Origin of the sequence: Microbacterium proteolyticum (genome assembly GCF_014192415.1) — a bacterium.
GTDB lineage: Bacteria > Actinomycetota > Actinomycetes > Actinomycetales > Microbacteriaceae > Microbacterium > Microbacterium proteolyticum.
Genome location: NZ_JACHXY010000001.1, coordinates 701,339 through 724,474, shown reverse-complemented (window position 1 = coordinate 724,474; position 23,136 = coordinate 701,339). Strand labels below are relative to the sequence as shown.

At 71.0% G+C, this 23,136-nt stretch carries 25 protein-coding genes; 16 read left to right on the top strand and 9 right to left on the bottom strand.

Annotated features, from left to right (window positions below):
• Positions 1–11: 11 nt before the first annotated feature.
• Positions 12–1,559: a sugar transferase gene (locus tag FHS07_RS03340; protein WP_425488138.1), complete on the bottom strand. Its 1,548-nt coding sequence runs from the start codon at positions 1,557–1,559 to the stop codon at positions 12–14.
• A gap of 262 nt (positions 1,560–1,821) precedes the next feature.
• On the opposite strand from FHS07_RS03340, the gene FHS07_RS03335 reads away from it, so the two are divergent.
• Positions 1,822–2,919, top strand: a complete 1,098-nt coding sequence (locus FHS07_RS03335; protein ID WP_183418476.1) for a PIG-L family deacetylase — start codon at positions 1,822–1,824, stop codon at positions 2,917–2,919.
• Positions 2,920–3,116: 197 nt separating this feature from the next.
• On the opposite strand, the gene FHS07_RS03330 is transcribed toward FHS07_RS03335, so the two are convergent.
• On the bottom strand, positions 3,117–3,641 hold the full coding sequence (locus FHS07_RS03330; RefSeq protein ID WP_183418475.1) for a YbhB/YbcL family Raf kinase inhibitor-like protein: 525 nt from the start codon (positions 3,639–3,641) through the stop codon (positions 3,117–3,119).
• 62 nt (positions 3,642–3,703) lie between these two features.
• Positions 3,704–3,994 carry a hypothetical protein gene (locus FHS07_RS03325; protein ID WP_183418474.1) on the bottom strand — a complete coding sequence of 97 codons (291 nt, stop codon included), beginning with the start codon at positions 3,992–3,994 and terminating at the stop codon, positions 3,704–3,706.
• A 230-nt stretch (positions 3,995–4,224) separates the two neighbouring features.
• On the opposite strand from FHS07_RS03325, the gene FHS07_RS03320 reads away from it, so the two are divergent.
• Positions 4,225–5,286 carry a PIG-L family deacetylase gene (locus FHS07_RS03320; protein WP_183418473.1) on the top strand — a complete coding sequence of 354 codons (1,062 nt, stop codon included), beginning with the start codon at positions 4,225–4,227 and terminating at the stop codon, positions 5,284–5,286.
• A gap of 114 nt (positions 5,287–5,400) precedes the next feature.
• Here FHS07_RS03320 and FHS07_RS03315 read toward each other — a convergent pair whose 3' ends face one another.
• The 4 genes from FHS07_RS03315 to FHS07_RS03300 all read right to left on the bottom strand — a co-directional run bounded on the left by FHS07_RS03315 (position 5,401) and on the right by FHS07_RS03300 (position 8,458).
• Positions 5,401–5,820 carry an organic hydroperoxide resistance protein gene (locus FHS07_RS03315; RefSeq protein ID WP_055959174.1) on the bottom strand — a complete coding sequence of 140 codons (420 nt, stop codon included), beginning with the start codon at positions 5,818–5,820 and terminating at the stop codon, positions 5,401–5,403.
• Positions 5,821–5,858: 38 nt separating this feature from the next.
• A complete protein-coding gene (locus FHS07_RS03310) occupies positions 5,859–6,338 on the bottom strand; it encodes a MarR family winged helix-turn-helix transcriptional regulator (protein ID WP_183418472.1) in 480 nt (159 codons plus the stop codon).
• A gap of 100 nt (positions 6,339–6,438) precedes the next feature.
• Positions 6,439–7,743 (bottom strand): hemolysin family protein, encoded by a 1,305-nt coding sequence (locus FHS07_RS03305; protein WP_183418471.1) that lies wholly within the window; start codon positions 7,741–7,743, stop codon positions 6,439–6,441.
• 175 nt (positions 7,744–7,918) lie between these two features.
• Positions 7,919–8,458 (bottom strand): PepSY domain-containing protein, encoded by a 540-nt coding sequence (locus FHS07_RS03300; protein WP_183418470.1) that lies wholly within the window; start codon positions 8,456–8,458, stop codon positions 7,919–7,921.
• 143 nt (positions 8,459–8,601) lie between these two features.
• Here FHS07_RS03300 and FHS07_RS03295 point away from each other — a divergent pair, with 143 nt between their 5' ends.
• The 5 genes from FHS07_RS03295 to glmM all read left to right on the top strand — a co-directional run bounded on the left by FHS07_RS03295 (position 8,602) and on the right by glmM (position 12,893).
• On the top strand, positions 8,602–9,438 hold the full coding sequence (locus tag FHS07_RS03295) for an alpha/beta fold hydrolase (protein ID WP_183418469.1): 837 nt from the start codon (positions 8,602–8,604) through the stop codon (positions 9,436–9,438).
• 203 nt (positions 9,439–9,641) lie between these two features.
• On the top strand, positions 9,642–10,394 hold the full coding sequence (locus tag FHS07_RS03290) for a CPBP family intramembrane glutamic endopeptidase (protein WP_183418468.1): 753 nt from the start codon (positions 9,642–9,644) through the stop codon (positions 10,392–10,394).
• A 187-nt stretch (positions 10,395–10,581) separates the two neighbouring features.
• Positions 10,582–11,028 (top strand): 50S ribosomal protein L13, encoded by a 447-nt coding sequence (gene rplM, locus FHS07_RS03285; RefSeq protein ID WP_183418467.1) that lies wholly within the window; start codon positions 10,582–10,584, stop codon positions 11,026–11,028.
• A gap of 24 nt (positions 11,029–11,052) precedes the next feature.
• Positions 11,053–11,523, top strand: a complete 471-nt coding sequence (rpsI, locus tag FHS07_RS03280) for a 30S ribosomal protein S9 (protein WP_183418466.1) — start codon at positions 11,053–11,055, stop codon at positions 11,521–11,523.
• A 14-nt stretch (positions 11,524–11,537) separates the two neighbouring features.
• Positions 11,538–12,893 carry a phosphoglucosamine mutase gene (glmM, locus tag FHS07_RS03275; protein ID WP_183418465.1) on the top strand — a complete coding sequence of 452 codons (1,356 nt, stop codon included), beginning with the start codon at positions 11,538–11,540 and terminating at the stop codon, positions 12,891–12,893.
• Between the two features lie 84 nt (positions 12,894–12,977).
• Here the strand turns inward: glmM and FHS07_RS03270 are convergent, their stop codons facing one another.
• Positions 12,978–13,907 (bottom strand): Ppx/GppA phosphatase family protein, encoded by a 930-nt coding sequence (locus tag FHS07_RS03270; protein ID WP_183418464.1) that lies wholly within the window; start codon positions 13,905–13,907, stop codon positions 12,978–12,980.
• Between the two features lie 203 nt (positions 13,908–14,110).
• Here FHS07_RS03270 and coaA point away from each other — a divergent pair, with 203 nt between their 5' ends.
• From coaA to tsaE, 5 genes are all read left to right on the top strand, one after another.
• The gene (coaA, locus tag FHS07_RS03265; protein ID WP_183418463.1) at positions 14,111–15,073 is read left to right on the top strand and encodes a type I pantothenate kinase; all 963 of its coding nucleotides are present in this window, start codon (positions 14,111–14,113) and stop codon (positions 15,071–15,073) included.
• Positions 15,074–15,139: 66 nt separating this feature from the next.
• Positions 15,140–16,990: a glutamine--fructose-6-phosphate transaminase (isomerizing) gene (gene glmS / locus FHS07_RS03260; protein WP_183418462.1), complete on the top strand. Its 1,851-nt coding sequence runs from the start codon at positions 15,140–15,142 to the stop codon at positions 16,988–16,990.
• A 272-nt stretch (positions 16,991–17,262) separates the two neighbouring features.
• Positions 17,263–17,670 (top strand): holo-ACP synthase, encoded by a 408-nt coding sequence (locus tag FHS07_RS03255; RefSeq protein WP_183418461.1) that lies wholly within the window; start codon positions 17,263–17,265, stop codon positions 17,668–17,670.
• The gene (gene alr, locus FHS07_RS03250) at positions 17,667–18,788 is read left to right on the top strand and encodes an alanine racemase (RefSeq protein WP_183418460.1); all 1,122 of its coding nucleotides are present in this window, start codon (positions 17,667–17,669) and stop codon (positions 18,786–18,788) included. Before FHS07_RS03255 ends, alr begins: the two co-directional genes overlap by 4 nt.
• Positions 18,785–19,288, top strand: coding sequence for a tRNA (adenosine(37)-N6)-threonylcarbamoyltransferase complex ATPase subunit type 1 TsaE (gene tsaE, locus FHS07_RS03245; RefSeq protein WP_343054589.1), 504 nt, complete (start codon positions 18,785–18,787; stop codon positions 19,286–19,288). The genes alr and tsaE overlap by 4 nt, the downstream gene beginning before the upstream one ends.
• Positions 19,289–19,304: 16 nt before the next feature.
• Here tsaE and FHS07_RS03240 read toward each other — a convergent pair whose 3' ends face one another.
• Positions 19,305–20,237, bottom strand: a complete 933-nt coding sequence (locus FHS07_RS03240) for an alpha/beta fold hydrolase (protein ID WP_183418459.1) — start codon at positions 20,235–20,237, stop codon at positions 19,305–19,307.
• A gap of 76 nt (positions 20,238–20,313) precedes the next feature.
• Between FHS07_RS03240 and tsaB the strand changes: the two genes are divergently transcribed.
• Genes tsaB through FHS07_RS03220 form a run of 4 tightly spaced genes read left to right on the top strand, consistent with a single transcriptional unit; the run spans position 20,314 to position 23,103 of the window.
• The gene (tsaB, locus tag FHS07_RS03235; RefSeq protein WP_343054588.1) at positions 20,314–20,946 is read left to right on the top strand and encodes a tRNA (adenosine(37)-N6)-threonylcarbamoyltransferase complex dimerization subunit type 1 TsaB; all 633 of its coding nucleotides are present in this window, start codon (positions 20,314–20,316) and stop codon (positions 20,944–20,946) included.
• Positions 20,946–21,443, top strand: coding sequence for a ribosomal protein S18-alanine N-acetyltransferase (gene rimI / locus FHS07_RS03230; RefSeq protein ID WP_183418457.1), 498 nt, complete (start codon positions 20,946–20,948; stop codon positions 21,441–21,443). Before tsaB ends, rimI begins: the two co-directional genes overlap by 1 nt.
• Positions 21,443–22,561: a tRNA (adenosine(37)-N6)-threonylcarbamoyltransferase complex transferase subunit TsaD gene (gene tsaD / locus FHS07_RS03225; RefSeq protein WP_183418456.1), complete on the top strand. Its 1,119-nt coding sequence runs from the start codon at positions 21,443–21,445 to the stop codon at positions 22,559–22,561. The genes rimI and tsaD overlap by 1 nt, the downstream gene beginning before the upstream one ends.
• Positions 22,558–23,103, top strand: a complete 546-nt coding sequence (locus tag FHS07_RS03220; RefSeq protein ID WP_183418455.1) for a hypothetical protein — start codon at positions 22,558–22,560, stop codon at positions 23,101–23,103. Before tsaD ends, FHS07_RS03220 begins: the two co-directional genes overlap by 4 nt.
• The last annotated feature ends 33 nt before the right edge of the window (positions 23,104–23,136 follow it).

Genomic DNA, 23,136 nt, shown 5'->3' with positions numbered 1-23,136 from the left:
GGATGGAAGTGTTACGCGGCGGTCTCGCCCGGCGCGAGCGCGGCGCGGGCGGTCCTACCCAGGATGACGAAGTCACCGAGCAGGGTCCAATTCTCGACGTACGACAGGTCGAGTCGGACCGACTCCTCCCAGGACAGCGATGAGCGTCCACTGACCTGCCACAGACCGGTGATGCCCGGCTTGGCCAGGAAGCGCCGGTGCACGTGATCGGCGTAGACGGCGACCTCCGAGGGAAGCGGAGGGCGCGGGCCGACCAGCGACATCGAACCCCCGATCACGTTGAACAGCTGGGGGAGCTCGTCGAGGCTGTACTTGCGCATGACGCGACCGATCGGCGTCACGCGCGGGTCGTTCTTCATCTTGAAGAGGACCTCGTTGCCCGAATCGCGCTGCTGCTCGGCGAGCTGGGCGAGCAATTCCTCGGCGTTGACGACCATCGAGCGGAACTTGATCATCGTGAACTCGCGACCACGGAAGCCCACCCGGGTCTGCCGGAAGAAGATCGGACCGTCGCTGGAAAGCCGGACCGAGAGCATCAGGAAGACCAGGAGCGGGCTCAACAGGGCCACCCCCACCGACGCGGCGGTGAGATCGACCGTGCGCTTGAGGAAGCTCTGTCCGCGGGAGAACTTCGGAGTCTCCACATGGATGAGGGGGAGACCGGCGACGGGACGCGTGTGGAGGCGGGGGCCCGCGATGTCCACGATGCTCGGGGCCAGAACGAGGTGCTGACGCCCGGCTTCCAGGCTCCACGAGATCTGCTTGACCTTGTCGGCGGGCAGCTCGTCGGCGCTCGTGACGGCGACCGTATCGGCCCCGGTGACCTCGAGGGCGCGGGAGACGTCTCCCACGTGACCCATGACCGGGATATCCGTGCCGGGGATGACGTCGGCGATCTTGCCGTTCGGGACGCAGGCGCCGACCACGCGATAACCCGCGCTGGGCATGCGGGCGAACTCGCGTGCGAGCTGGGTGACCGAGGTCAGCGATCCGACGAGCAGGACGTTCGCGGAATAGCGGCCCTTGGAGCGCTGCACGATCAACCACTGACGCCAGACCCACCGGGTGAAGAGGAGGACGGCGATGCCCAGCGGCAGGCTGATGAGGAGGTACCCGCGGGCGATGTCGATCTGCGTGAGGAAGGCGATGATGGCGACGGTGCCGAAGAGTCGGAAGCTCGCGTCGGCGATGCGGACGTATTCGGCCGACCCGGTGCCGATCACGCGGTCGCTCCGCGACTCGACGAAAGCGAGGGCCCACATCCAGGTCGCGACGAGGATGGCGGAGAACGCCCAGTACGACAGGTCGGTGATCCGCCCGTCGTTTCGCGCGGCCAGCTGCGCATTACCGAGACCGAACCAGAGCAGCTGCGTACCGTAGACGACCCACGCGAGCGACAGGAGGTCGGTGATCACCAGGGCGCGGCGGTACGTGCGGCGCCACGGATGGCGGCTGTACATCGGAGCGGGACGGTCGGCCGTCAGCGGCGCTGTCGTCGTCTCGGCGACCGGCGGGTGCGACCCCGATACCGATGCGCTTCCCCGAAGGTCCACTGTCACGACCTATGCCTCCCCCCGATCGACCTGCGTCGATCCCACCTCGCGAACACTAACAGGCCGATGTCACCCGCAGATTCACCCGTCAGATGTCTTCATACGCCCGAAACGTGAACGGGAAGCGCACGGTGCGCGGTCAGGAGCGACGCATTCGCTCCCCCTGCGGCCTTCCCCTACACTCGGGCGCGCGTCGGCTCGGCTCGACCGGCGTCGAGTCCCCTCCCGCGGGGGCCAGCTGTGTCCGCCGTCCGCGAAAGGGGCATCGATGTCAGGCGCCTCCGTACGTACGCGACGTGCCCGCCGTCGACGCCGATCTGCGGGCCTCATCGCGGCCGTCGCCCTCGCCGTCGTCGTCGTCTCGGCGGTCGCCGGCATCTTCTCCTTCGCCGTCCTGCGGCCGGACCCCCCATCGGTGGCGCCACCGGCGACGCCCTCGCCGTCGTCCTCCTTCGCGCCCACCCCGACGGCATCACCGACACCCACTCCGTCACCGGGCGCGACGACCGCACCGTCACCCGCGGCGCCCGTCTCGCCGGCGGCTCAGGGATGCGACGGCGCGACAACGGTGATGAGCGTCTGGGCACACCCCGACGACGACCTCATCTTCGGCAATCCGACCATCTCCGACGCCCTCCACGCCGGCGACTGCGTCCGGACGGTGTTCGTGACCGCCGGTGACGCGGGGAAGGGGATGCGTTACGTCGAAGCCCGCGAACTCGGCATCCTGCGCGCCTACAACGACATGCGGGGGACGCAGGGACTCTGGGACACCACCGATCTCACCCTGACGAGTGGCGTCCAGCTGCGCCGCCTGACCCCCCAAGGGGACCCGCGGGTCTCGGTGATCTTCCTCCGACTGCCGGACGGCAACATCACGGGCGCCGGATTCGCGGACACGGGCTTCGCAACGCTCGGCCGCCTGTTCGACGGGGGCATCCCCGCCCTCTCGCCGGTCTCGGGCGGCGCAGCACTCTCGCGGGACCAGCTGCTCGCCACCGTCCGCGAGCTGTCGACGGGGTTCGCGCCGGGACGCGTCCTCACCCACATCCCACGGGGGAGCGCCTTCGCCCCTGGTGACCACCCCGACCATTCGGTCGTCGGCAGCGTCGTCCGCGACGCCCTCTCTCCTGATCCGGCCGTGGGCCCTGGCATCCGTTACTTCGTGGGCTACCCCTCGGCCGACCTGCCGCAGAACCTCGACGGGGCGGTGCTGAACGCCAAAGTCGACACCTACCGCATCTACGCGCAGCAGGACGAGGTGATCCGTTGCGCCGATCGCGCCGCATGCCTGGGGACACGCAAATTCGGGGAGTGGTTGCGGCGCTCCTACCCGATGACCGAGGCGGAACTGCACCTCGGCTGAGCGTGGTCAGCCCTGACGCGTCGTCTCCTCGACGGCCGTGCGAACCTCACGCTGGGCGATGATCTCGGCAGCCACGACGACCTCGTCATGGACGACGTCCGGCGCCGCCCCGGGAATCGAGCGGTCATGCGCTCCTCGACGCCGGCGACCGCCTGCGCCCCATCTACGTCGTCCGTGCGTTGCGTCGTGACCGGTCCTCAGTGCCGGTAGGTGCCGTGCACGATGGCTCGGCCCAGGGTGGTGAAGGCCAGCGCGAACGACGCCGCCGCGGGGGTGGCATCCGCGTCGATGCCCAGACTGTCCTCGCCGACGGCGTGCACGACGAAGAAGTAGCGGTGCGGCTGGTCGCCCTGGGGCGGCGCGGCGCCGAGGAACCCGGCGCGGCCGCCGTCGTTGCGCACGTGGAAGGCTCCCTCGGGGAGCGTCCCTGAGGCGGCGCCGGTGGGCAGCTCGCGGGTGTCGGCGGGAAGGTCGACGAGCACCCAGTGCCAGAAGCCGCTCGGCGTCGGGGCATCGGGGTCGAAGCACGTCACCGTGAAGGACTTCGTGCCGTCCGGGACGTTCGACCAACGCAGATGCGGCGAGGTGTCGCCTTTGTCGGCGACCTGAGCGTCGTCGAGCGGTCGCCCGTCGACGACATCGTTGCTCGTCACATCGAACGCGGCCACGGCGGGCAGCAGCGGGTACGGATCGGGAGTCTGCGGGCGGGTGAGATCGACCATGCACCGCACCTTAGAACGGTCTGCGGAGGCGCGGCAGGGCTTGCCCCGTCAGCCACCGCCGATTAGTGCGACCGCTCGACGAGCGAGAGGAGCGATCGCGCAGCATCGTGGGATCCCATCGGCGTCGGGAGCCCGTAATCGTGTTCGACGACCTCACGGAGCTCGGCCGCCAGATGGTCGACCGAGGGGTGGACGTCGAGCGCGTCGAGGACGGGCAGGATCAGGTCGTCGTACTCGTCATCGGGCCAGCCGTGACCGATGTGGTGGACACCGATGGGGTCCCACTCGTTGAGCACCGCGCGAACGCGGAGTGCGACGGGCGTCAGTGACCGCGGCGGTGAGGAGGTCTGCATACGGCGAGTGTCACGACTGACCTTAGGCGCCCGCTGAGGATCACCGATGTGTGGGGTGCGGACTGCTGCGCCGCCTCCGCACGCGCCGGATGATCGATGCATCCCGACACCGGCGGAGCGCCGGGGCGCGTCCGGGGAGCAGTGTCGAGCGCGATAGCGTCGAAGGGCGCCCACGGGCGCGACAGATCTGAAAACCGTCGCCGGGGGGCGCACCACAGGACGGAGTCGCCGTGAGTGACATCGACGAGCCTTCGCGTGGGGACGGGGGCGATGCGGCACGGCGGCGTCGTGTCGTCGGTCGCCGCACCCTGGTCTTCGGGGGGATCGCCGTGGGGGGCCTCGCCGCACTGGGCGGGGGCGCGCTGGTGTACCGCGACATCCGCCGGTCCGCCGGTCCGGAGGGCGCGTGGGTGAAGCTCGCCCCGATCGTGCCCGCGCCGGGCGCGCCACCGCGCGCGTCGTCGCCCGCCTTCGAAGAGCCGGGAGAGGACACCACCGTCGCCGTGTGGGCGCACGCCGACGACGACATCATCTTCGCCAACCCCCACCTCGCGACCATCATCGCGTCGGGGGCCACCCTGCGCACGGTCTTCGTCACGGCCGGGGACGCGGGGCGCGGACTCGCTTACGCACGGCAGCGCGAGGCCGGCATCCGCGCGGCCTACGACCTCATGCGCGGCAGTACGGCGGCGTGGGACACGCGCGAGATCACCCTGTTGAGCGGAGCACGTGTGACCCGGTTCGTGCCCGTCGACGACGCTCGCCTGTCCATCACCGTGCTGCGCCTGCCCGACGGCAACCTCAGTGCCAAGGGGTTCCCGAGCACGGGTGACGCCGGCCTGACGCAGCTCATCAACGGCACCGTGCCGGTCCTTCGTCCGATCGACGACGGGCCGACCCTCGACGCGAGCCGCTTGGCCGACACCGTCGCCGAGCTGATCCACGCGGGACGCCCCGACCACGTGACGACGAACATCCCGCACGAGAGCGCGTTCGCTCGGGGAGACCACCCGGATCATTCGTGCGTCGGCTCTCTGGTGCGAGCGGTCGCACCCGCCGCCGAGGTGCCGGCCGATGCCGTCACCTACTACATCGGGTACCCGTCGCAGCATCAGCCGGTCAACATCGAGGGCGATGTGCTCTCCGCCAAGGTGGACGTGTACCGGACGTATGCCGCGGAGGACTCCGTCGTCACGTGCGAGGACGCTTCCGCGTGCCTGTCGCAGCCCGGTTTCGGTCAGTGGCTGCGTCGCTCCTACGGCAAGGTCGAGAGCGAACTGCAGCTGAACTGATCGGTGGGTGGACGCAGCGACGCCGCCCGCGGAGCGGACGGCGTCGGGGGTGGTGCAGACCGGGACGGGATGCGATACGTGGGCTCAGCGCCCCGCCCCGGTGTCGAGGGGAGGTCAGTCCTCGGAGACCGTGACGGTGACCTCGATGTTTCCGCGCGTGGCGTTGGAGTACGGGCAGACCTGGTGGGCTTCGTCGGCGAGCTGCTGGGCGAGCTCGGCGTCGATGCCCGGGAGGACCACCTCGAGCAGCACGGCGAGCTGGTAGCCGCCCTGACCGTTGGAGCCGATCTGCACGCGTCCGCCGACCGAGGAGTCCTCCAGCGTCACCTTGTGCCCGCGGGCCACCGCATGCAGAGCACCGTGGAAGCACGCGGCGTAGCCGGCGGCGAAGAGCTGCTCGGGGTTGGTGCCCTGACCCGAGCCGCCCATCTCCTTCGGGGGAGCGACCTCGAGGTCGATGTAGCTGCCGGCGGTGACGTGGCCGGTGCGGCCGTGGCCCGTCGAGACGGCTTCGGCGGTGTAGAGGGCTTCCATGGGGTGTCCTTTCGAAGGGTGGTCGGGGGAGGGGATGCTCATGCCGTGCGACGAGGAGCGCCGACGGAGGCGAGCACCGCGTCGGGGTGATCGCGGAGGTCCTTCATCGCATCGGTGAGACGGTGCAGCGCGTCGATGAGCTCGCGCGCGTCGTCGGCGTCGGTGAAACCGGCGCCGGCAGCGATGCAGCGCGGTACGTGCGCGAGTTCTTCACGCAGCGCGACGCCGCGTTCGGTGAGGGAAACGGTGACGACGCGCTCGTCGCGGGAGGTGCGGGTCCGCGTGACATAGCCCGCCGCTTCCATCCGCGCGAGCATCGGCGACAGGGTGCCGGAATCCAACTGCAGGGCCTCGCCGAGACTCTTCACCGTCTGCTCGCCGTCGACCCACAGGGTCACCAGTGAGATGTACTGCGGGTAGGTGAGATCGAAGGGCTCCAGCAGCGCACGGTAGGCCTGGGTCGTGGTGCGGTTGGCGGCGTACAGCGCGAAGCACACGAGAGTGTCGACAGCGGGCATGGAAAAAGTATTGCACGCAATATGGTTGCGCGCAATCTTTCCCTCAGGCCGCGGTCGTCCCGGCGACGTCGAGCCCGGCCACGACGACCGGCCTCGCGGGTCAGTCGCGCCCCGCGCGCTCGCGATCGGCGTCCGACTCGTCGAGGGGATGCCGGGTGACCAGCAACTCCGCCACGCGTCTGCGTTCCACAGCGCTGACTTTCAGCGTCGCGCCGTCGACCTCGACGGTGTCGCCGACCCGGGCGAGGCGCCCCAGTCGCTCCACGACGAACCCGCCGACCGTGTCGGCCGCGCCGCGCGGCAGGGTCACCCCCGTCGCCTCTTCGAAGTCCTGCAGGTTGAGGCGACCTTCGACGACGCCGTGCTCGCCCTCGGCGAGGGGCTGCTCGGCGTCGGTGTCGTATTCGTCGAAGATCTCGCCGACCACTTCCTCGACCAGGTCCTCGAGCGTGACGATGCCGTCGGTGCCGCCGTACTCGTCCACGACCACCGCGATGTGGCTTCCGTCGGCGCGCATCGCCGTGAGCGTCGGCAGAACCCGTGCGGTCGAGGGGATGTAGCGGATCTCGCGCATGACCGCGCTGAGCGGACGCTCGGTGTCGTCGGAGAGATCGCGGACGTGCACGAACCCCACGACGTCGTCGATGGACTGCTCCGCGACGGGATAACGCGAGTACGGCAGGTCGCGGACCGTCTCGCGGGCCTCGGCGATGGTGCCCCCGGCATCCAGGGTCACCACCTCGGGCCGCGGACGCATGACCTCGCTCACATGGCGCCCGCGCAGTGACAGCACGTCGTCGAGGATGCGACGCTCGTCGGCCGGGAGCCCCTCGTGACTGGACACGATGTCGCGGAGCTCCTCCTCGGTGAGCTCCTCGCCGGTCTTGTTCGGGTCTCCGCCGAGCAGGCGCACGAGGACGTTGGTCGATAGAGACAGCAACCAGATCACCGGCCGCATGAGCTTCGCGAAGCCGTTCAGCACCGGTGCGACGGTGTACGCGAAGGCCGCATTGCGCTGGATGGCAAGGCGCTTGGGCACGAGTTCGCCCAGCACGAGCGACAGGTAGGCGATCACGAGGGTGAGGGCGATGGTCGACACCGTCGCCGCCATGCCCGGCTCGAGACCGAGGTTCTCGAACAGCGGAGTGACCGAGGGGGCGATGGACGACGCGCCGTACGCGGCCGAGGCGAACCCCGCCACCGTCACGCCGATCTGCACCGCCGACAGGAACGTGTTGGGGTTACGCGCGAGATCTGCGACCTTCTGTCCCCGCTTGCCCCGGGCGGCGAGGGCGTTCACCTGGCTCTCGCGCAGAGTGACCAGTGCCATCTCGGTCGCGGCGAACACCCCGCCGATCAGCACGAACACGACGACGAGCACGATGTTGAGTGCGAGGTCGTTCATCGGTGGGTCACCCCCGATCGGGGGGAGGCTGCGCCCGGGGTCACCCGGGCGCTCGGACTGTGGCCGACGGAGTCGCAGGCGTGATTCATGGCGCGAGTGTAATGAGGCTGCAACCTCCTCGCGCCGTCGGGTGGAAGGGTTGCGTCCAGCGGGCGCCTCTGCTTCGGAGAGGGGGTCAGAGGACCGCCCCGTCGGCGGCGGCGATACGCACCGTCGTCCCGTCGCGCACTTCCACCTTCCAGATCCACGTCCCGTCGTCTTCGTCGAGCTGGACCTCGTCGAGGCGCTCGCCGCCCGGGTTCTGCGCCGTGGCGATCCGCACGGCGTCGGCGAGCGTCGTGACGGCGGCATCCAGCGCGGCACGTTCGTCGGCATCGACGGCGTCGTCGTCCTGCGAAGACTGCACGCTCGTCCCCTCGGATGCCACGCGCACCTCGACCTCGCGCTCGCCCACGGCGACGTGCACCTCCCAGGTGTCGTCGTCGCCGCGTTCCAGCTCGAAGGCCCTACCGCCGGCGCTCGCTTCGGCGGTGGTGATCGCGGTGACGGCGGTTCTGCCGTCGTCGTCGACTCCGGTCGCACCGGATGCCCCGCTCCCGGGCGCGCCCGAGGTCCCGGGGACGAGGTCGCCCCCTGATGCGGGGGCGCAGGCGCTGAGGGAGAGCGCGCCGGCGACGATGAGCAGGGCGATACCGGGGATGCGGGTGGGAGCCATGCGGGCAGGCTAACGACGCCGAACGTGTGTCCCCGAGCTGTTGCATCCGCCCGCGCCCTGTGCGTGGGGTGGAGCGTTACCAATCCGAAACATGTACGTCAAGCAGGGGCCCACGTTCAGGTACGAGCCGAAGCATTACGGCCATGAGCGAGATCACCGCACACCACGGACTTCTGACCGACATCGACCTCCACGTCGACGACACCGGCGGCACCGGCCGCCCCGTCGTCCTCATCCACGGGTGGCCCCTCTCGGGCGAGTCGTGGGCGCACCAGGTTCCCGCGATCGAGGCGGCCGGGTACCGCGTCGTGACCTACGACCGTCGCGGGTTCGGACGCAGCGACAAGCCGCGTTCCGGGTACGACTACGACACCTTCTCGGACGACCTCCAGGCCGTGATCGAGACCCTCGATCTGCGTGACGCCACCCTCGTGGGCTTCTCGATGGGCGGCGGCGAAGTGGCCCGCTACCTCACGCGTCACGGCGCCGACCGCATCCACAGCGTGGTCTTCGCGTCCGCCGTCCCGCCGTACCTGGCCAAGACGGACGACAACCCCGAGGGTCCGCTCGACGACGAGACCGCGGACGGCATGAAGCAGGGGCTGAAGAGCGACGAGAAGGCGTTCTATCACCAGTTCACGACCGATTTCTTCTCGGTCGACGGCACCCTCGCCGTCTCGGAGGCCGACCGCGCCGAGGCCGAGCGCCTCGCGAACCAGGCCGACCATCACGCTGCGCTGAAGTCGATGGAGGCGTTCGCCACCACCGACTTCCGCGACGACCTGCCGAACGTCACCGTTCCCGCCCTCGTCATCCACGGTGACAGCGACGCGACCGTCCCCTTCGAGGGATCGGGCAAGCGCACGCACGAGGCGATCGCCGGCAGCGAGCTGCACGTCGTCACCGGCGCGCCCCACGGCGTGAACGTCAGCCACGCGGACGAGTTCAACCGGGTCGTCATCGACTTCCTTCAGCGCTGATCCCCAGCGCGCGCGTCCGCACTCTCGCCCGCATCCGCGGTGGACGCGTTCGTACGGACATGCCCCGTCGCCTCCCGGCGGCGGGGCATCGTCGTGCCGGGGCCATGCCCGCGAGAGACCGGGGTGAAAGCGGTGGTGAAGCCTGCGGTCCGCGCGCCGTCTGACGCGTCACCACGGGGTATCGGCGTCCTACCCTGACCCGCATGTCCTCTCTCGACGCCCCCGCCGCTCGTCACCGGGGCCGTCGTCGACGTCGCCTATGGGGGGAGGGTGGATCGAGCGTTGCCCGGTGGGACGCCGAGATGCTCGGGTGGGCGGTCTGCGCAGTCGGAGTGGCGGCGATCGGGGCGCACGCCGCGCCCCTGCTGTTTCCCGTCGAAACAGCCTCCGGCGGCGCGCAGGGGATCGTCTGGACGTCGATGGCGGTACCCGTCGCCCTGGCCTTCGCGCGTTCGCGCCCGCGGGGTCTGCTGCGCTTCCGGGTGATCGACCTCGTGTACGGCGTCGTCTTCGGCATCCTCCTCCGACTCGTCCAGGGCGCCGTCGCCGGCTCGGGAGACGGCGCCGCACCCTGGCCCTCGACCTTCTCGACCGACGGCGAGCTGCCCCCGGCGTTCATCGTCGACGCGGTCGTCGGATCGCTGGTCACCCCGCCCCTGGAGGAGCTCTTCTTCCGCGGGGTCGTCCTGGTCAGCGTCTTCGCGGTGCTCCGGCGCGGCGTCGGCGGTGTCGCCGCTCGCATCGCCGCGGTGGCTCTGTCGACGGCGCTCTTCGTCGCCGCGCACGAACTGACCGCACCCCGCGATCCGTCGGATCTCGTCTCGCTCACGCTGCTCGGCGTCGTCGCGGGAGTGTTCACCATCGGGACGGGGCGAATGTGGCCGGCGGTGGTCGTGCACGTCGTCTTCAACGCGTCCGGTTTCGCCCTGGTCGCCGCGGGCACGATCCTCGCCTGACGGCTGGCGGCATTTGGCCATGGCATCCCGATGCCGTAGTCTCGATCTTTGGTGCCCGCCTCTCTGCGAGCGGGTTGCCCGAACGTGAGCCCTCCACCGGCCTTGGTTGCCTCGTCATCGACGGAGCAACGGACCACCGGAGCGGGATTCACGAACTCCTCCGTTCGAACAAGAAAGCAGCACTACTGTGACGCGCACTTTCACCCCCAAGGCCGCTGAGGTCACGCGCGAGTGGGTCGTTATCGACGCCACCGACGTCGTCCTCGGCCGTCTCGCCTCGCACGCGGCGGTCCTCCTCCGCGGCAAGCACAAGGCGACCTTCGCCAACCACATCGACTCCGGCGACTTCGTCATCGTGATCAACGCCGAAAAGGTGGCGCTCACGGGTCAGAAGCTCCAGAAGAAGAAGGCCTACCGCCACTCGGGTTACCCGGGCGGCCTCAAGTCGGTCACCTACGAGGAACTCCTCGATAAGAACCCCGTCCGCGCGGTCGAGAAGGCCATCCGCGGCATGCTGCCCAAGAACAGCCTCGGCGCGGCGCAGCTCAAGAAGCTCAAGGTGTACCGCGGCGCCGAGCACCCCCACGGTGCCCAGCAGCCCACGGCATACACCTTCGACCAGGTCGCCCAGTAAGCGCCGCCGGATAAGGACGAAACAGTGTCGAACATCGACCCCAGCAACTACAGCACCGAGACGCCCGCCGAGCAGTCGGCCGTCGCCGCCGAGCGCCCCGTGCTCTCGGTCCCCGGCGCAGCCGTCGGCCGTCGCAAGCAGGCCATCGCCCGCGTGCGCCTCATCCCCGGCTCGGGCACGATCACGGTCAACGGCCGCACGATCGAGGACTACTTCCCGAACAAGCTGCACCAGCAGCTGATCAACGACCCGTTCACGGTTCTCGAGCTCGCGGGCTCGTACGACGTGATCGCGCGCATCTCCGGTGGTGGCCCCTCGGGTCAGGCCGGCGCGCTGCGTCTCGGCATCGCCCGTTCGCTGAACGGCATCGACGAAGAGAACAACCGCCCCACCCTGAAGAAGGCCGGCTTCCTCTCCCGCGACGCTCGCGTCAAGGAGCGCAAGAAGGCCGGTCTCAAGAAGGCCCGCAAGGCGCCTCAGTACTCCAAGCGCTGAGTTCGACTTTCCGGATGCCTCTTTTCGGCACGGACGGGGTGCGGGGGCTGGCCAACGGCCTCCTCACCGCCGAACTCGCGCTGCACCTGGCCCAGGCGACTGCTGTCGTCCTGGGCCAGGGCCGTTCGGCGGAGGCGCGCAAGGCCGAAGGCCGCCGCCTCACCGCCGTCGTCGCGCGCGACCCGCGCGTCTCGGGGGAGTTCCTCGCGGCCGCGGTCTCCGCGGGACTCGCTTCGTCCGGCGTCGACGTCCTCGACGCCGGTGTGATCCCCACGCCCGCCACCGCCTTCCTCATCGCCGACCATGACGCCGACTTCGGCGTGATGGTGTCGGCGTCGCACAACCCCGCACCCGACAACGGGATCAAGATCTTCGCCCGCGGCGGCACGAAGCTGCCCGACGTCGTCGAGCGGCGCATCGAGCTCGCCCTCGAGGGCGAACGCCTGCAACCCACGGGCGCCGGCGTCGGTCGCATCCGTCGCTTCGCCGACGCCGAAGACCGCTACGTCCTGCACCTGCTCGGTTCGCTGCCGCACCGTCTCGACGGCATCCACGTCGTGCTGGACTGCGCCCACGGCGCCGCCGCCGGAGTGTCTCCTGAGACCTTCAAGGACGCGGGCGCGACCGTCACCGTCATCGGCGCCGAGCCCGACGGCCTCAACATCAACGACGGCGTGGGCTCGACGCATCTCGACGTGCTCGCCGAGGCCGTCGTGCGCCTCGGAGCCGACGTCGGCATCGCCCACGACGGCGACGCCGACCGCTGCCTCGCGGTCGACGCGCAGGGCAGTGTCGTCGACGGCGACCAGATCATGGCCATCCTCGCGGTGGCGATGAAGCAGCGCGGCGCGCTCGTCGACGACACCCTCGTCGCCACGGTGATGAGCAACCTGGGGCTGCACCGCGCAATGGCCGACCACGGCATCCGCGTACTGCAGACCGGCGTCGGCGACCGCTACGTGCTCGAAGCCATGAACGAGGGGGGGTACTCCCTCGGTGGTGAGCAGTCGGGCCACGTCATCATGAGCGAGTTCGCCACCACCGGTGACGGCCTGCTGACGGGCCTGCACATCGTGGCCGAGATGGCCAGGCAGGGCAAGACCCTCGCCGAGCTCGCGTCGCTGATGACGGTGTACCCGCAGGTGCTCGTCAACGTGCGCGGGGTCGACCGCGACGGCGTGACCGACGCGGCCGTGCAGGAGGCGGTGGCGGCGTCCATCGCCGAACTCGGTGATTCCGGCCGGGTGCTGCTGCGCGCGTCCGGCACCGAACCCCTGGTCCGCGTGATGGTGGAGGCGGCGTCGGAAGAGGTCGCCCGCGCCCATGCGGATCGTCTGGCCGACGTCGTTCGAGAGCGTCTCGCGCTCTGACGCGGCACCTGCTCGCTGACGTCGGTCGAATGCTCGCATGACCCCTCGTCGGGCGAGCACATGACCGGAGTCAGCGGGGAGGGGTCAGTACTCTAGCGACTCGATGTACCGCAGGAGGACTCCCTCGCGCAGCGCCCAGGGGGATACCTCCAGCTCCTCGACGTCCAGCGCCTTCATCGCCCGCTCCACGACGACGGCCGCGGCGACGATCTGGAACGTGCGGTCGGCGGTGATGCCGGGTAGCGCTTCGCGTGCCTCGGCGGGAATGCGGGCCAGCCGCGGGATCCAGTCCTTCAGCTCCCGGCGGGGCAGCACCATACGGTCGATTCCCGACCAGCCCGGCACGGGGTAGCCCGCGAGCTTGGCGAGCGAGCGGATCGCCTTCGACGAGCCCACCACGTGGTCGGGCCGGGGGAGCGCCGCGAAACGCTCGGCCACGGGCGCGAGCACGGACATCGCGTGCTGACGCAGCTCGTCGATCTCGTCGGCACTGGGCGGGTCGTGCGGCAGGAACTGCACCGTCGAGCGTCCCGCACCCAGCGGCACCGATTCGGCGAGGTCGGGCAGCTCGTCTCCGCCGCCGGCGATCTCGAGGGAGCCGCCGCCGATGTCGAACAGCAGGATCTGCCCCGCGGACCAGCCGAACCACCGCCGTACCGCCAGGTAGGTGAAACGCGCCTCCGTCTCGCCGCCGAGGACCTGCAGCGGTTGGCCGAGGACGTCCTCGATCTGCGCGATGACCGCCTCGCCGTTGGTCGCGTCGCGCACGGCCGAGGTCGCGGTGGCGAGGAGCTCGTCGACCCCCTCGGCGCGCGCGTGCGCGCAGGCCGCGGCCACGGCATCCACGAGTCCTTTCACGCCCTCGGGCGAGATGGAGCCGTCGGGCTGGAGGTAGCGCATGAGGCGCAGCACCGAGCGGTGCGAGGTGGTAGCCGTCGGCCGACCCCCCGCACGGGCGTTGGCGACGAGCAGATGGACGGTGTTCGAACCGATGTCGAGGACTCCCAGGCGCACGGTCCGAGCGTAGTGGTGCCGCCCCAGGCCGCCGGTGCGGCGAAGATCCGCCCTGCCGCCGGTGCGGCGAAGCGCCGGCCCGCCGCCCGGTGCGGCGAAGCTCCGCCCTGCCGCTCGGTGCGGCGGTCACCGTCGCCGGCCGGCGCGGCGCGGACGGTGCGGCCGCGCCGGATCATCCGGAGGAGCGTGACCGCGCCGGTAGCATGGGGCGGGTGTCCGCCGCCGAGACCGACGCTCCCGCGCCGTCGCTGAGCCCCTACCGTCAGATCGACCGCGACGACTGGTCGCGCTTGGCCGGCGGACTCCCACAGCCGCTGACCGAGAACGAGATCGTGCAGTTGCGCGGGATCGGCGACCGCCTCGATCCTCGCGAGGTCGCCGAGGTGTATCTGCCCCTGAGCCGGCTGCTGAGCCTCTACGCACGCGCCACGCGCCGACTGGGCGCCGACACCAGCGAGTTCCTCGGCGAACCCGATGCCACGACCCCGTTCGTCATCGGCGTCGCCGGCTCCGTGGCGGTCGGGAAATCGACCATCGCCCGTCTGCTCCGCGAGCTCATGAGCCGCTGGCCCGACACCCCGCGGGTGGAGCTCGTCACCACGGACGGCTTCCTCTATCCCAACGCCGAGCTCGAACGCCGCGGACTCATGGATCGCAAGGGTTTTCCCGAGTCGTACGACCGGCGGGCGCTGGTGCAGTTCCTCAGCGAGGTGAAGTCGGGCGCCGAGGAGGCGCGCGCGCCCTTCTACTCGCACGTGCGGTACGACATCATGCCCGACGCCCACGTCACCGTGCGCCGACCCGACGTCGTCATCGTGGAGGGGCTGAACGTGCTGCAGCCACCGCCCTCGCCGAATGAGGTCGCCGTGAGCGACCTGTTCGACTTCTCGATCTACGTCGACGCCGACGCCGCCCACATCGAGAAGTGGTACGTGGAGCGGTTCCTCGCGCTGCGCGACAACGCCTTCACGAACCCCACATCGTTCTTCCGCGTGTTCGCCGACATCAGCGACGAGGAGGCCGTCGAACGCGCCCTCGGCTACTGGCGCGAGATCAACCTCCCCAACCTCGAAGAGAACGTCCTGCCCACGCGACACCGTGCCGGGCTCGTGCTGCAGAAGGGCGCCGACCACAAGGTCGAGTCGGTGCTGCTGCGCAAGCTCTAGGGCCGACCACCGCCGTCGGCCGCGGTCGCCGGGAGTGCGCGGCATCGCCCCGTAGGATGGGGGCTCATGTGCGGAATCATCGGTTACGTGGGTCCTCGTCAGAGCCAGGACATCCTTCTCGCCGGGCTGTCTCGGCTGGAGTACCGGGGCTACGACTCCGCCGGCATCGCGGTGATCGACGGCGAGGGCACTCTCGACATGCGCAAGCGCGCGGGAAAGCTCGCGGTGCTCCGTGACGACCTCGTCGCCTCGCCCATGCCGAACGGCACCACCGGCATCGGCCACACCCGCTGGGCGACGCACGGCGGCCCCACGGATGCCAACGCGCACCCGCACCTCGCAGACGACGACAAGCTCGCCGTCATCCACAACGGCATCATCGAGAACTTCGCCGAGCTCAAGAGCGAGATGGTCGGCGAGGGCTTCGCGTTCCGCAGCGAGACCGACACCGAGGTCGCCGCCGTCATGATCGGCCGCGAGTACGCCCGCACCAAGGATCTGGTGCAGGCGTTCCGTGCGGTCGTCTCGCGTCTCGAGGGTGCCTACACGCTCCTCGCCATGCATCAGGACCACCCGGGTCTGGTCGTGGGCGCGCGCCGCAACTCCCCGCTGGTCATCGGCCTCGGCGAGGGCGAGAACTTCCTCGGATCCGACGTCGCCGCTTTCGTCGAGCACACTCGCAACGCCCTCGCGATCGGGCAGGACGAGATCGTCGCCATCACCCCCGAGGGCGTCGAGGTGACCGACTTCTCGGGTGCACCGGTCGAGGTCGAGGCGTTCGAGGTCACGTGGGACGCCTCGGCGGCCGAGAAGGGCGGCTGGTCGTCGTTCATGGCGAAGGAGGTCTCGGAAGAGCCCGAGGCCGTCGCCAACACGCTGCGCGGCCGGATCCACGAGGGCCGGGTCGAGATCCCCGAGCTCCAGGGACTCGACGACTTCCTCGCCGACATCGACCGCATCCTCGTCATCGCGTGCGGCACCGCCGCCTACGCGGGCATGGTCGGCAAGTACGCACTCGAGACGTGGACGCGCGTTCCCGTCGACGTCGAGCTCGCCCACGAGTTCCGCTACCGCGACCCGGTGCTCTCCGACCGCACGCTGGTCGTCTCGATCAGCCAGTCGGGCGAGACCATGGACACGCTCATGGCGGTGAAGTACGCCCGTTCCCGCGGGGCGAAGACGCTCTCGATCTGCAACACGCAGGGAGCGACGATCCCACGCGAATCGGATGCCATCGTCTACACGCACGCCGGTCCCGAGGTCGCCGTGGCGTCCACGAAGGCCTTCGTCGCGCAGATCACCGCGCTGTACCTCCTCGCGCTGCACGTGGGCCGGATCCGCGGCGCCATCGATCCCGTCGCCGCTGTCGAGGCCGTCGCCGAGCTGGAGGCCGTTCCCGGCAAGATCGCCCGCGTGCTCGAGAGCGAGCAGGCGCGCATCGAGCAGCTCGCCCACTGGATGGCCGACACGCGCTCGGTTCTCTTCCTCGGCCGCAATGTCGGTTACCCGATCGCGCTCGAGGGTGCGCTCAAGCTCAAAGAATTGGCGTACATCCACGCCGAGGGCTTCGCTGCCGGCGAGCTCAAGCACGGCCCCATCGCCCTCATCGAGCCGGGGCAGCCCGTGTTCGTGGTCGTGCCGTCGCCGCGCGGCTCGGGCGAGATGCACAAGAAGGTCGTCTCCAACATCGAGGAGATCCGCGCGCGCGGTGCCCGCGTGATCGCGATCGCCGAAGAGGGCGACGTCGCCGTGCTTCCCGCCGCCGACGAGGTGCTGCGCATCCCCCTCGCCGCCCCCCTGTTCGAACCGCTGCTGGCCGTGGTGCCGCTGCACATCTTCGCGATGAGCCTGGCCGAGGCCAAGGGCCTCGACGTCGACCAGCCGCGTAACCTGGCGAAGTCGGTGACGGTCGAATAGACCGTCGTCTGAGGGGCCGGATGCCGTGGCATCCGGCCCCTTCGTCGTTGTCCCCGGATGCCGGGGAACGAGGCCGCGGCGACACGACGCAGGAGATCGGCGCACGAGGGCGGACGGCGAGTCGCCGCCGCGGGAGAGGACGGCAGAATCTCCTGCGTTGTGTTCCGGGGGTGGCGGGACGGGCTCCGGCGTCTGCCTCGGGCGGCGGGAGCGGCAACCCGATGTCGGCGGGCACCGGCAGAATGGAGAGGGATGCCACGAGGGGAGGGCGCATGATCGTCGGAATCGGCGTCGACGTGGTCGACGTTCCGCGCTTCACGGCCACTCTGGCGCGCACCCCGCGGCTGCTTCCCCGCCTGTTCGCCCCCGCCGAGCGCGCGCTCAAGCCCCGCTCGCTCGCCGCGCGGTACGCGGCGAAGGAGGCGTTGATCAAGGCCCTCGGCGGATCCGACGGGGTGCACTGGACCGACATCGAGGTCGCCTCCGAACCGTCGGGACGCCCCACCTTCGCGCTGACCGGCGAGACGGCCATGGCCGTCGCAGCCCGAGGGATCACCGCCCTGCATCTCTCGATGTCGCACGACGCGGGGCTCGCGACGGCGTACGTCGTCGCGGAGGCCGTTCCTCCGGCCGAAGGCCCGGCATCCGTCCCCCCCACCGCCCGAGAGGACACCGCATGAGACTGCCGCGGGGAGTGCTGCGTGAAGCGCTCATCGACGTCGACGCGATCACCGAGAACGTGCGGCACCTGCGCACGCTGACGGGCTCGCAGATCATCGCGGTGGTGAAGGCCGACGGCTACGGTCACGGAGCCCTCCGCACGGCCCTCGCGGCGCTCGAGGGCGGAGCGACCCGCATCGGCGTCTCCGACATCGACGAGGCGTTGGCGCTGCGGCGCGCGGGCCTGCGTGCCCCCCTGTTCGCGTGGCTGCACGCACCGGGAGCGTCGTTCACCGAGGCGGTGCAGCACGACGTCGAGCTCGGCATCTCCCACCTCGACCAGCTCCAGCGCGCCGCAGAGGCGTACGCGGGCGGACGACCCGCGACCGTCCACCTCAAGATCGAGACGGGACTGTCGCGCAACGGCATCGCCCCCGAGCAGTGGCGGATGGTGTTCTCCGAGGCGGCGCGACTCGAACGCATCGGGCGCGTGCGGGTGATCGGGGTGTTCTCGCACCTGTCGAACACCAGCCTCGACGACGATCGCGCGGCGCTCGCCCGCTTCGAGGAGGGCGTGGCGCTCGCCGTGGGCGCGGGGCTCACCCCTTCCCTCCGGCACATCGCGGCGACGAACGCGGCGATCACCCTCCCCGAAGCGCGGCTGGGATGCGTGCGCATCGGCATCGGCCTGTACGGCGTCTCGCCCCTGGCCGACCGCACGGCCGCCGACCTGGGCCTTCGCCCGGCCATGACGTTGCGCGGAGCCGTGGCCGCGGTGCGGCGCGTCCCGGCGGGCACCGGCGTGTCGTACGGCTACGACTACCGCACCGAGCGCGACACGACCCTCGTGCTCGTGCCGCTGGGCTACGCCGACGGCGTTCCCCGCCAGGGATCCGGCCGGGGACCGGTGTCGATCGGCGGTCGCCGATTCACCGTCGCCGGTCGCATCGCGATGGACCAGTTCGTCGTCGATGTCGGCGATCACCCGGTCGCGCTGGGCGATGAGGTCGTGCTCTTCGGCGATCCGACTCTGGGCGCGCCCTCGGCGCGTGACTGGGCGGATGCCGCCGACACCATCGACTACGAGATCGTCACGCGCGTGGGCGCTCGCGTCCCCCGGCGAGAGGTCGAGGCGTGAGCGTCCCCGACGAGCTCCTGGGTACGCGAGAGATCGCCGGCCCCGCCGACATGCACGAGCTGGGCCGCGCGATCGGCCGCGCTCTGGCGCCCGGTGACGTCGTCGTGCTCACCGGGCCGCTCGGCGCGGGCAAGACGACCCTGACCCGCGGGATCGGCGAGGGACTCGGCATCCGCGGTCCGGTTCAGAGTCCGACGTTCGTCATCGCGCGCACGCACCCCTCGCTCGTCGACGGCACGCCCCTGGTGCACGTGGACGCCTACCGGCTGGGGGCGGCGGTCGAGCTCGACGACCTCGACATCGACGTCGCGCATTCGGCCGTGATCGTGGAATGGGGGCGAGGGGTCGCCGAGTACCTGTCGGATGCGTGGTGGGAGATCGAGATCGACCGCCATCTCGGCGGCCGCGGTGTCGACAACGCGTGCGGCGAGATCGCCGTGCACACCGTCGAGCTCGACGTCGATGCGCCGCGGACGGTGACCATCTCGCGTCGACCCTGACCCGCCGACGGAGCGATCACCGCGTTCCGGTCCCCGCCGACTGCGGCTTCGCCCGGGTGGACCGCCCCGGCGCGCGGTCGGCCGCCCAGACGTCACGGAGTGCCCGCAGCGTCTCGGCCGGCTGCTCCACGTGCGCGAAATGCCCGCTCTCGTCGAGCACGACGTCGTCGTAGTCGCGCAGCATCCGCCTCCAGGCGCGGGGGTCGCTCGCGGCGACGAAGACGTCGTGACGGCCGCGCACCGACCGCACGGGGCACACGATGCGGCGCCACACGCCGTCGTCGTGCGTGCGCGAGATCCTCGCGGCGGCGAGGAACGCCGCCGGACGGATCTCCGAGGCGAGGGCGTCGGTCAGAGAGCGCCCCACGCGCTCGGGATGCCGGAACAGCGGTCGCGCGAGAACGCGGAGCACCCCCGTGCGCCGCAGCCCCCGCAGGAGTGGACCGGCGACCGGTCCGATGGCGCGCAGCACCCGCATCGCCGCCACCATGCCGGCCAGCCAAGGGAGGCGCACGGCACCCGAGAGGGGACGGCGCGTGACGGCCCGGGCGCCCGCGCCGCTCGGCGACACGACACCGACGGCGACGGTCTCGCGAGGGAAGCGGGCGGCGATGTCGAGTGCGACGACCCCGCCGAGCGAGTGTCCGACCACCCGCCACCGCGGGTAGCCGAGGGCGCGGGCGACGGCCGCGATCGCGACGGCGAGTTCCGCCGGGTCGGGAACGGGGCCGGGCGTCTCGCCCCAGCCCGGAAGATCCACGGCGATCACGTCGGAGAGGCGGCCCGCGGATGCCGAGAGCATCGGCGTCCACGTCGTCCATGACCCGGCTGCCCCGTGGAGCAGGACCGTCGCGACGGGACTTCCCGAGCCGCGACCCGCGCGCACGACGATGGGCCCTGCGCCGGTGGGGACGACCACGCGGCGGAGGTCGAGCTCGGTGGCATCCACAGCCCTTGTTCGGAGCGGACGGCGCAAACGGATGCCGCCACGGGAGCGGTGTCGAAGGGCCGGATACCCTGGAACGGTGATCATCGGCATCGACACCTCGCTCGGCACCGCCGTCGCGGCGATCGCCCGCGACGGGGAGGTGCTCGCCGACGAGCAGAGCGCGAACCCCCTCGGCCACGCCGAGGTGATCGGCGACCTGTTGCGGCGGGCGACGGCGGTCGTCTCCGCGCCGACGCACGTCGCGATCGGCATGGGACCGGGTCCGTTCACCGGGCTGCGCGTCGGCATCGCCACCGCGCGGGTCTACGCGCTCGGGCGCGGTGTGCCGGTGGTCCCCGTGCCCAGTCACGACGCCGTCGCGCTCGGCGTGCTGCTGGCCGACGCCCTGACCGGCGTCGACACCCCCCGCTTCGCCGTCGTCACCGACGCCCGCCGCCGAGAGTTCGCGTACAGCGTCTACGACGGGATCGATGACGACGGACTCCCGGTGCGCATCACCGACGCCACGCTCAGCCCCCGCGACGACGTCGACGAGCGGCTGTCCGATCTCGGCGCCGTACGGATCGAGGCGACGAGGGTGTCGGCGGCGATGATCGCGCTCTCCGCCGCGCGCGCCCTCGCCGCCGGCCGCACCCTCGCCGGCACGGAACCGCTGTACCTGCGCAGCCCCGACGTGGTCGCCGCGCACGCGCCGAAGCGGGTCAGCTGATGGCCACGCGCACCGCCACGGTCTCCGACCTCGACGCGATCATGGCGCTCGAGAACGCCTCGTTCCCGACCGACGCGTGGAGCGCGGCGATGATGCGCGAGGAGCTCGCGTCCCCGCACGGATGGTACGTCGTCGTCGAAGAGGGGGAGCGCCTGGTCGGCTACGCGGGACTGCGCGCGGTGCGCGGGGCACGGGATGCCGATGTGCAGACCATCGCCATCGCCGCGACCGCGCGAGGTCGCGGTCGCGGCCGGGCGTTGCTGGGCGAACTCCTCGGCGAGGCCGTGCGCCGCGATGTGCACCAGGTGTTCCTCGAGGTGCGGGCGGACAACCCCGTCGCGCAGACGCTGTACGCCTCGGAGGGCTTCGCCGAGGTGGGTCGCCGCCCGCGGTACTACCAGCCCGACGACGTCGACGCGATCGTCATGCAGCTCGACCTCCGGGGGTGGGCGGCCGCCCGCGCCACCGCCACGTCGACCGGAAAGGGATGGTGCTGATGGACGCGCCCCTCGTCCTGGGCATTGAGACCAGCTGCGACGAGACCGGCATCGGGATCGTCCGCGGCCGGCGGTTGCTCAGCAACACCATCGCCTCGAGCATGGACGAACATGCCCGGTACGGCGGTGTCGTTCCCGAGGTCGCCGCCCGCGCGCACCTCGAGGCCCTGCAGCCCTCCATCGACGCCGCCCTCGCCGAGGCCGGGGTGACCCTCGCAGACCTCGACGCCGTCGCCGTCACGAGCGGCCCCGGGCTCGCCGGCGCGCTGATGGTCGGTGTCGGGGCGGCGAAGGGGCTGGCCGTCGCACTCGACAAGCCGCTCTACGCCGTGAACCACCTGGTCGGGCACATCGCGGCCGATATCCTCGACGCGGACGCCGGCGAGCTCGAATACCCCACGGTCGCGCTGCTGGTGAGCGGTGGACACACCTCGCTGCTGCTGGTGCGCGACCTCACGACCGATGTCGAACTGCTCGGCGAAACGATGGACGATGCCGCCGGCGAAGCCTTCGACAAGGTCGCGCGTCTGCTGAAGCTGCCGTACCCCGGCGGACCCGAGATCGATCGCGCCGCAGCGACCGGCGATCCCGCCGCGATCCGCTTCCCCCGCGGGATGTCGCGGGCCTCCGACATGGCATCCCACCGCTACGACTTCTCGTTCTCGGGCCTGAAGACCGCCGTCGCGCGCTGGGTCGAACAGCACGAGGCCGCGGGACAGCCGGTGCCGGTGGCGGACGTCGCGGCCTCCTTCCGCGAGGCCGTGGTCGACGTTCTCGTCACCAAGGCCCTCGACGCGTGTGCGCGCCACGGTGTTCCCCGCCTGCTCCTCGGCGGAGGCGTCATCGCCAACAGACGTCTGCGCGACGTCGCCCTCGAGCGCGCTGCCGCCGCCGGTGTGGCCGTGCGCATTCCGCCTCTTCGCCTGTGCACCGACAACGGCGCGATGATCGCCGCGCTCGCCGCCGAGCTCATCGCCTCGGGTCGGCGCCCCTCGACTCTCGCTTTCGGCGCCGATTCGACGTTGCCGGTAACCGAGATCCAGGTCGCCGAGGATCCGGATGCCGAGCCCCCGACCCTCCGCGCCGCGTCGTCGCCGCGCGACGGGGCGGCATCGTGACCGAGGTGCCGCCGCCGACGCGGCGCGGGCGCAAAGACACCTCGGCGTCCGGGAACGAGGCGGCGGCGGGCGGGAGGGGTGAGGACTCCGCCCCGGCGGCGCCGGGGATCACTCCGACCCCCCGCACGATCGCAGCCCCGGGCGGGAGCACGTCGGTGCCGGCCGCCGCGGCATCCGGGACGGCGGTGCCAGGCTCGTCGGTCCCCCTGTTCGACGAGGACCCCGAGCGCATGCCGACGGCCCAGCTCGAGATGGCCGCGTTCGGCGACCACCTCATCCCCTACGTGCCCCCGGTGCCGCCTGCCCCACCGTCCTTCGCGCCGTGGGCGCTCGCGCTGGCGATCCTCGCGCTGCTGGGATCGCTGTTCACCGGGTGGCTCCTGCCGTTGGGGGTGACCGCCGGCGTCCTTTCGGCGTTGTCGCTGCGGCGGCCGCACGACAGTCGACACGCTGCCGTGTGGGCGTTGTGCCTCGCCGTGCTCTCGCTCGTCTTCAGCGTCGGCTGGCTCGTCTGGGGCTTCTCGCAGCTCGCCGTGGTCTGAGAGTCGTCGCGGTACGTGTCGCCGGGAATTCCC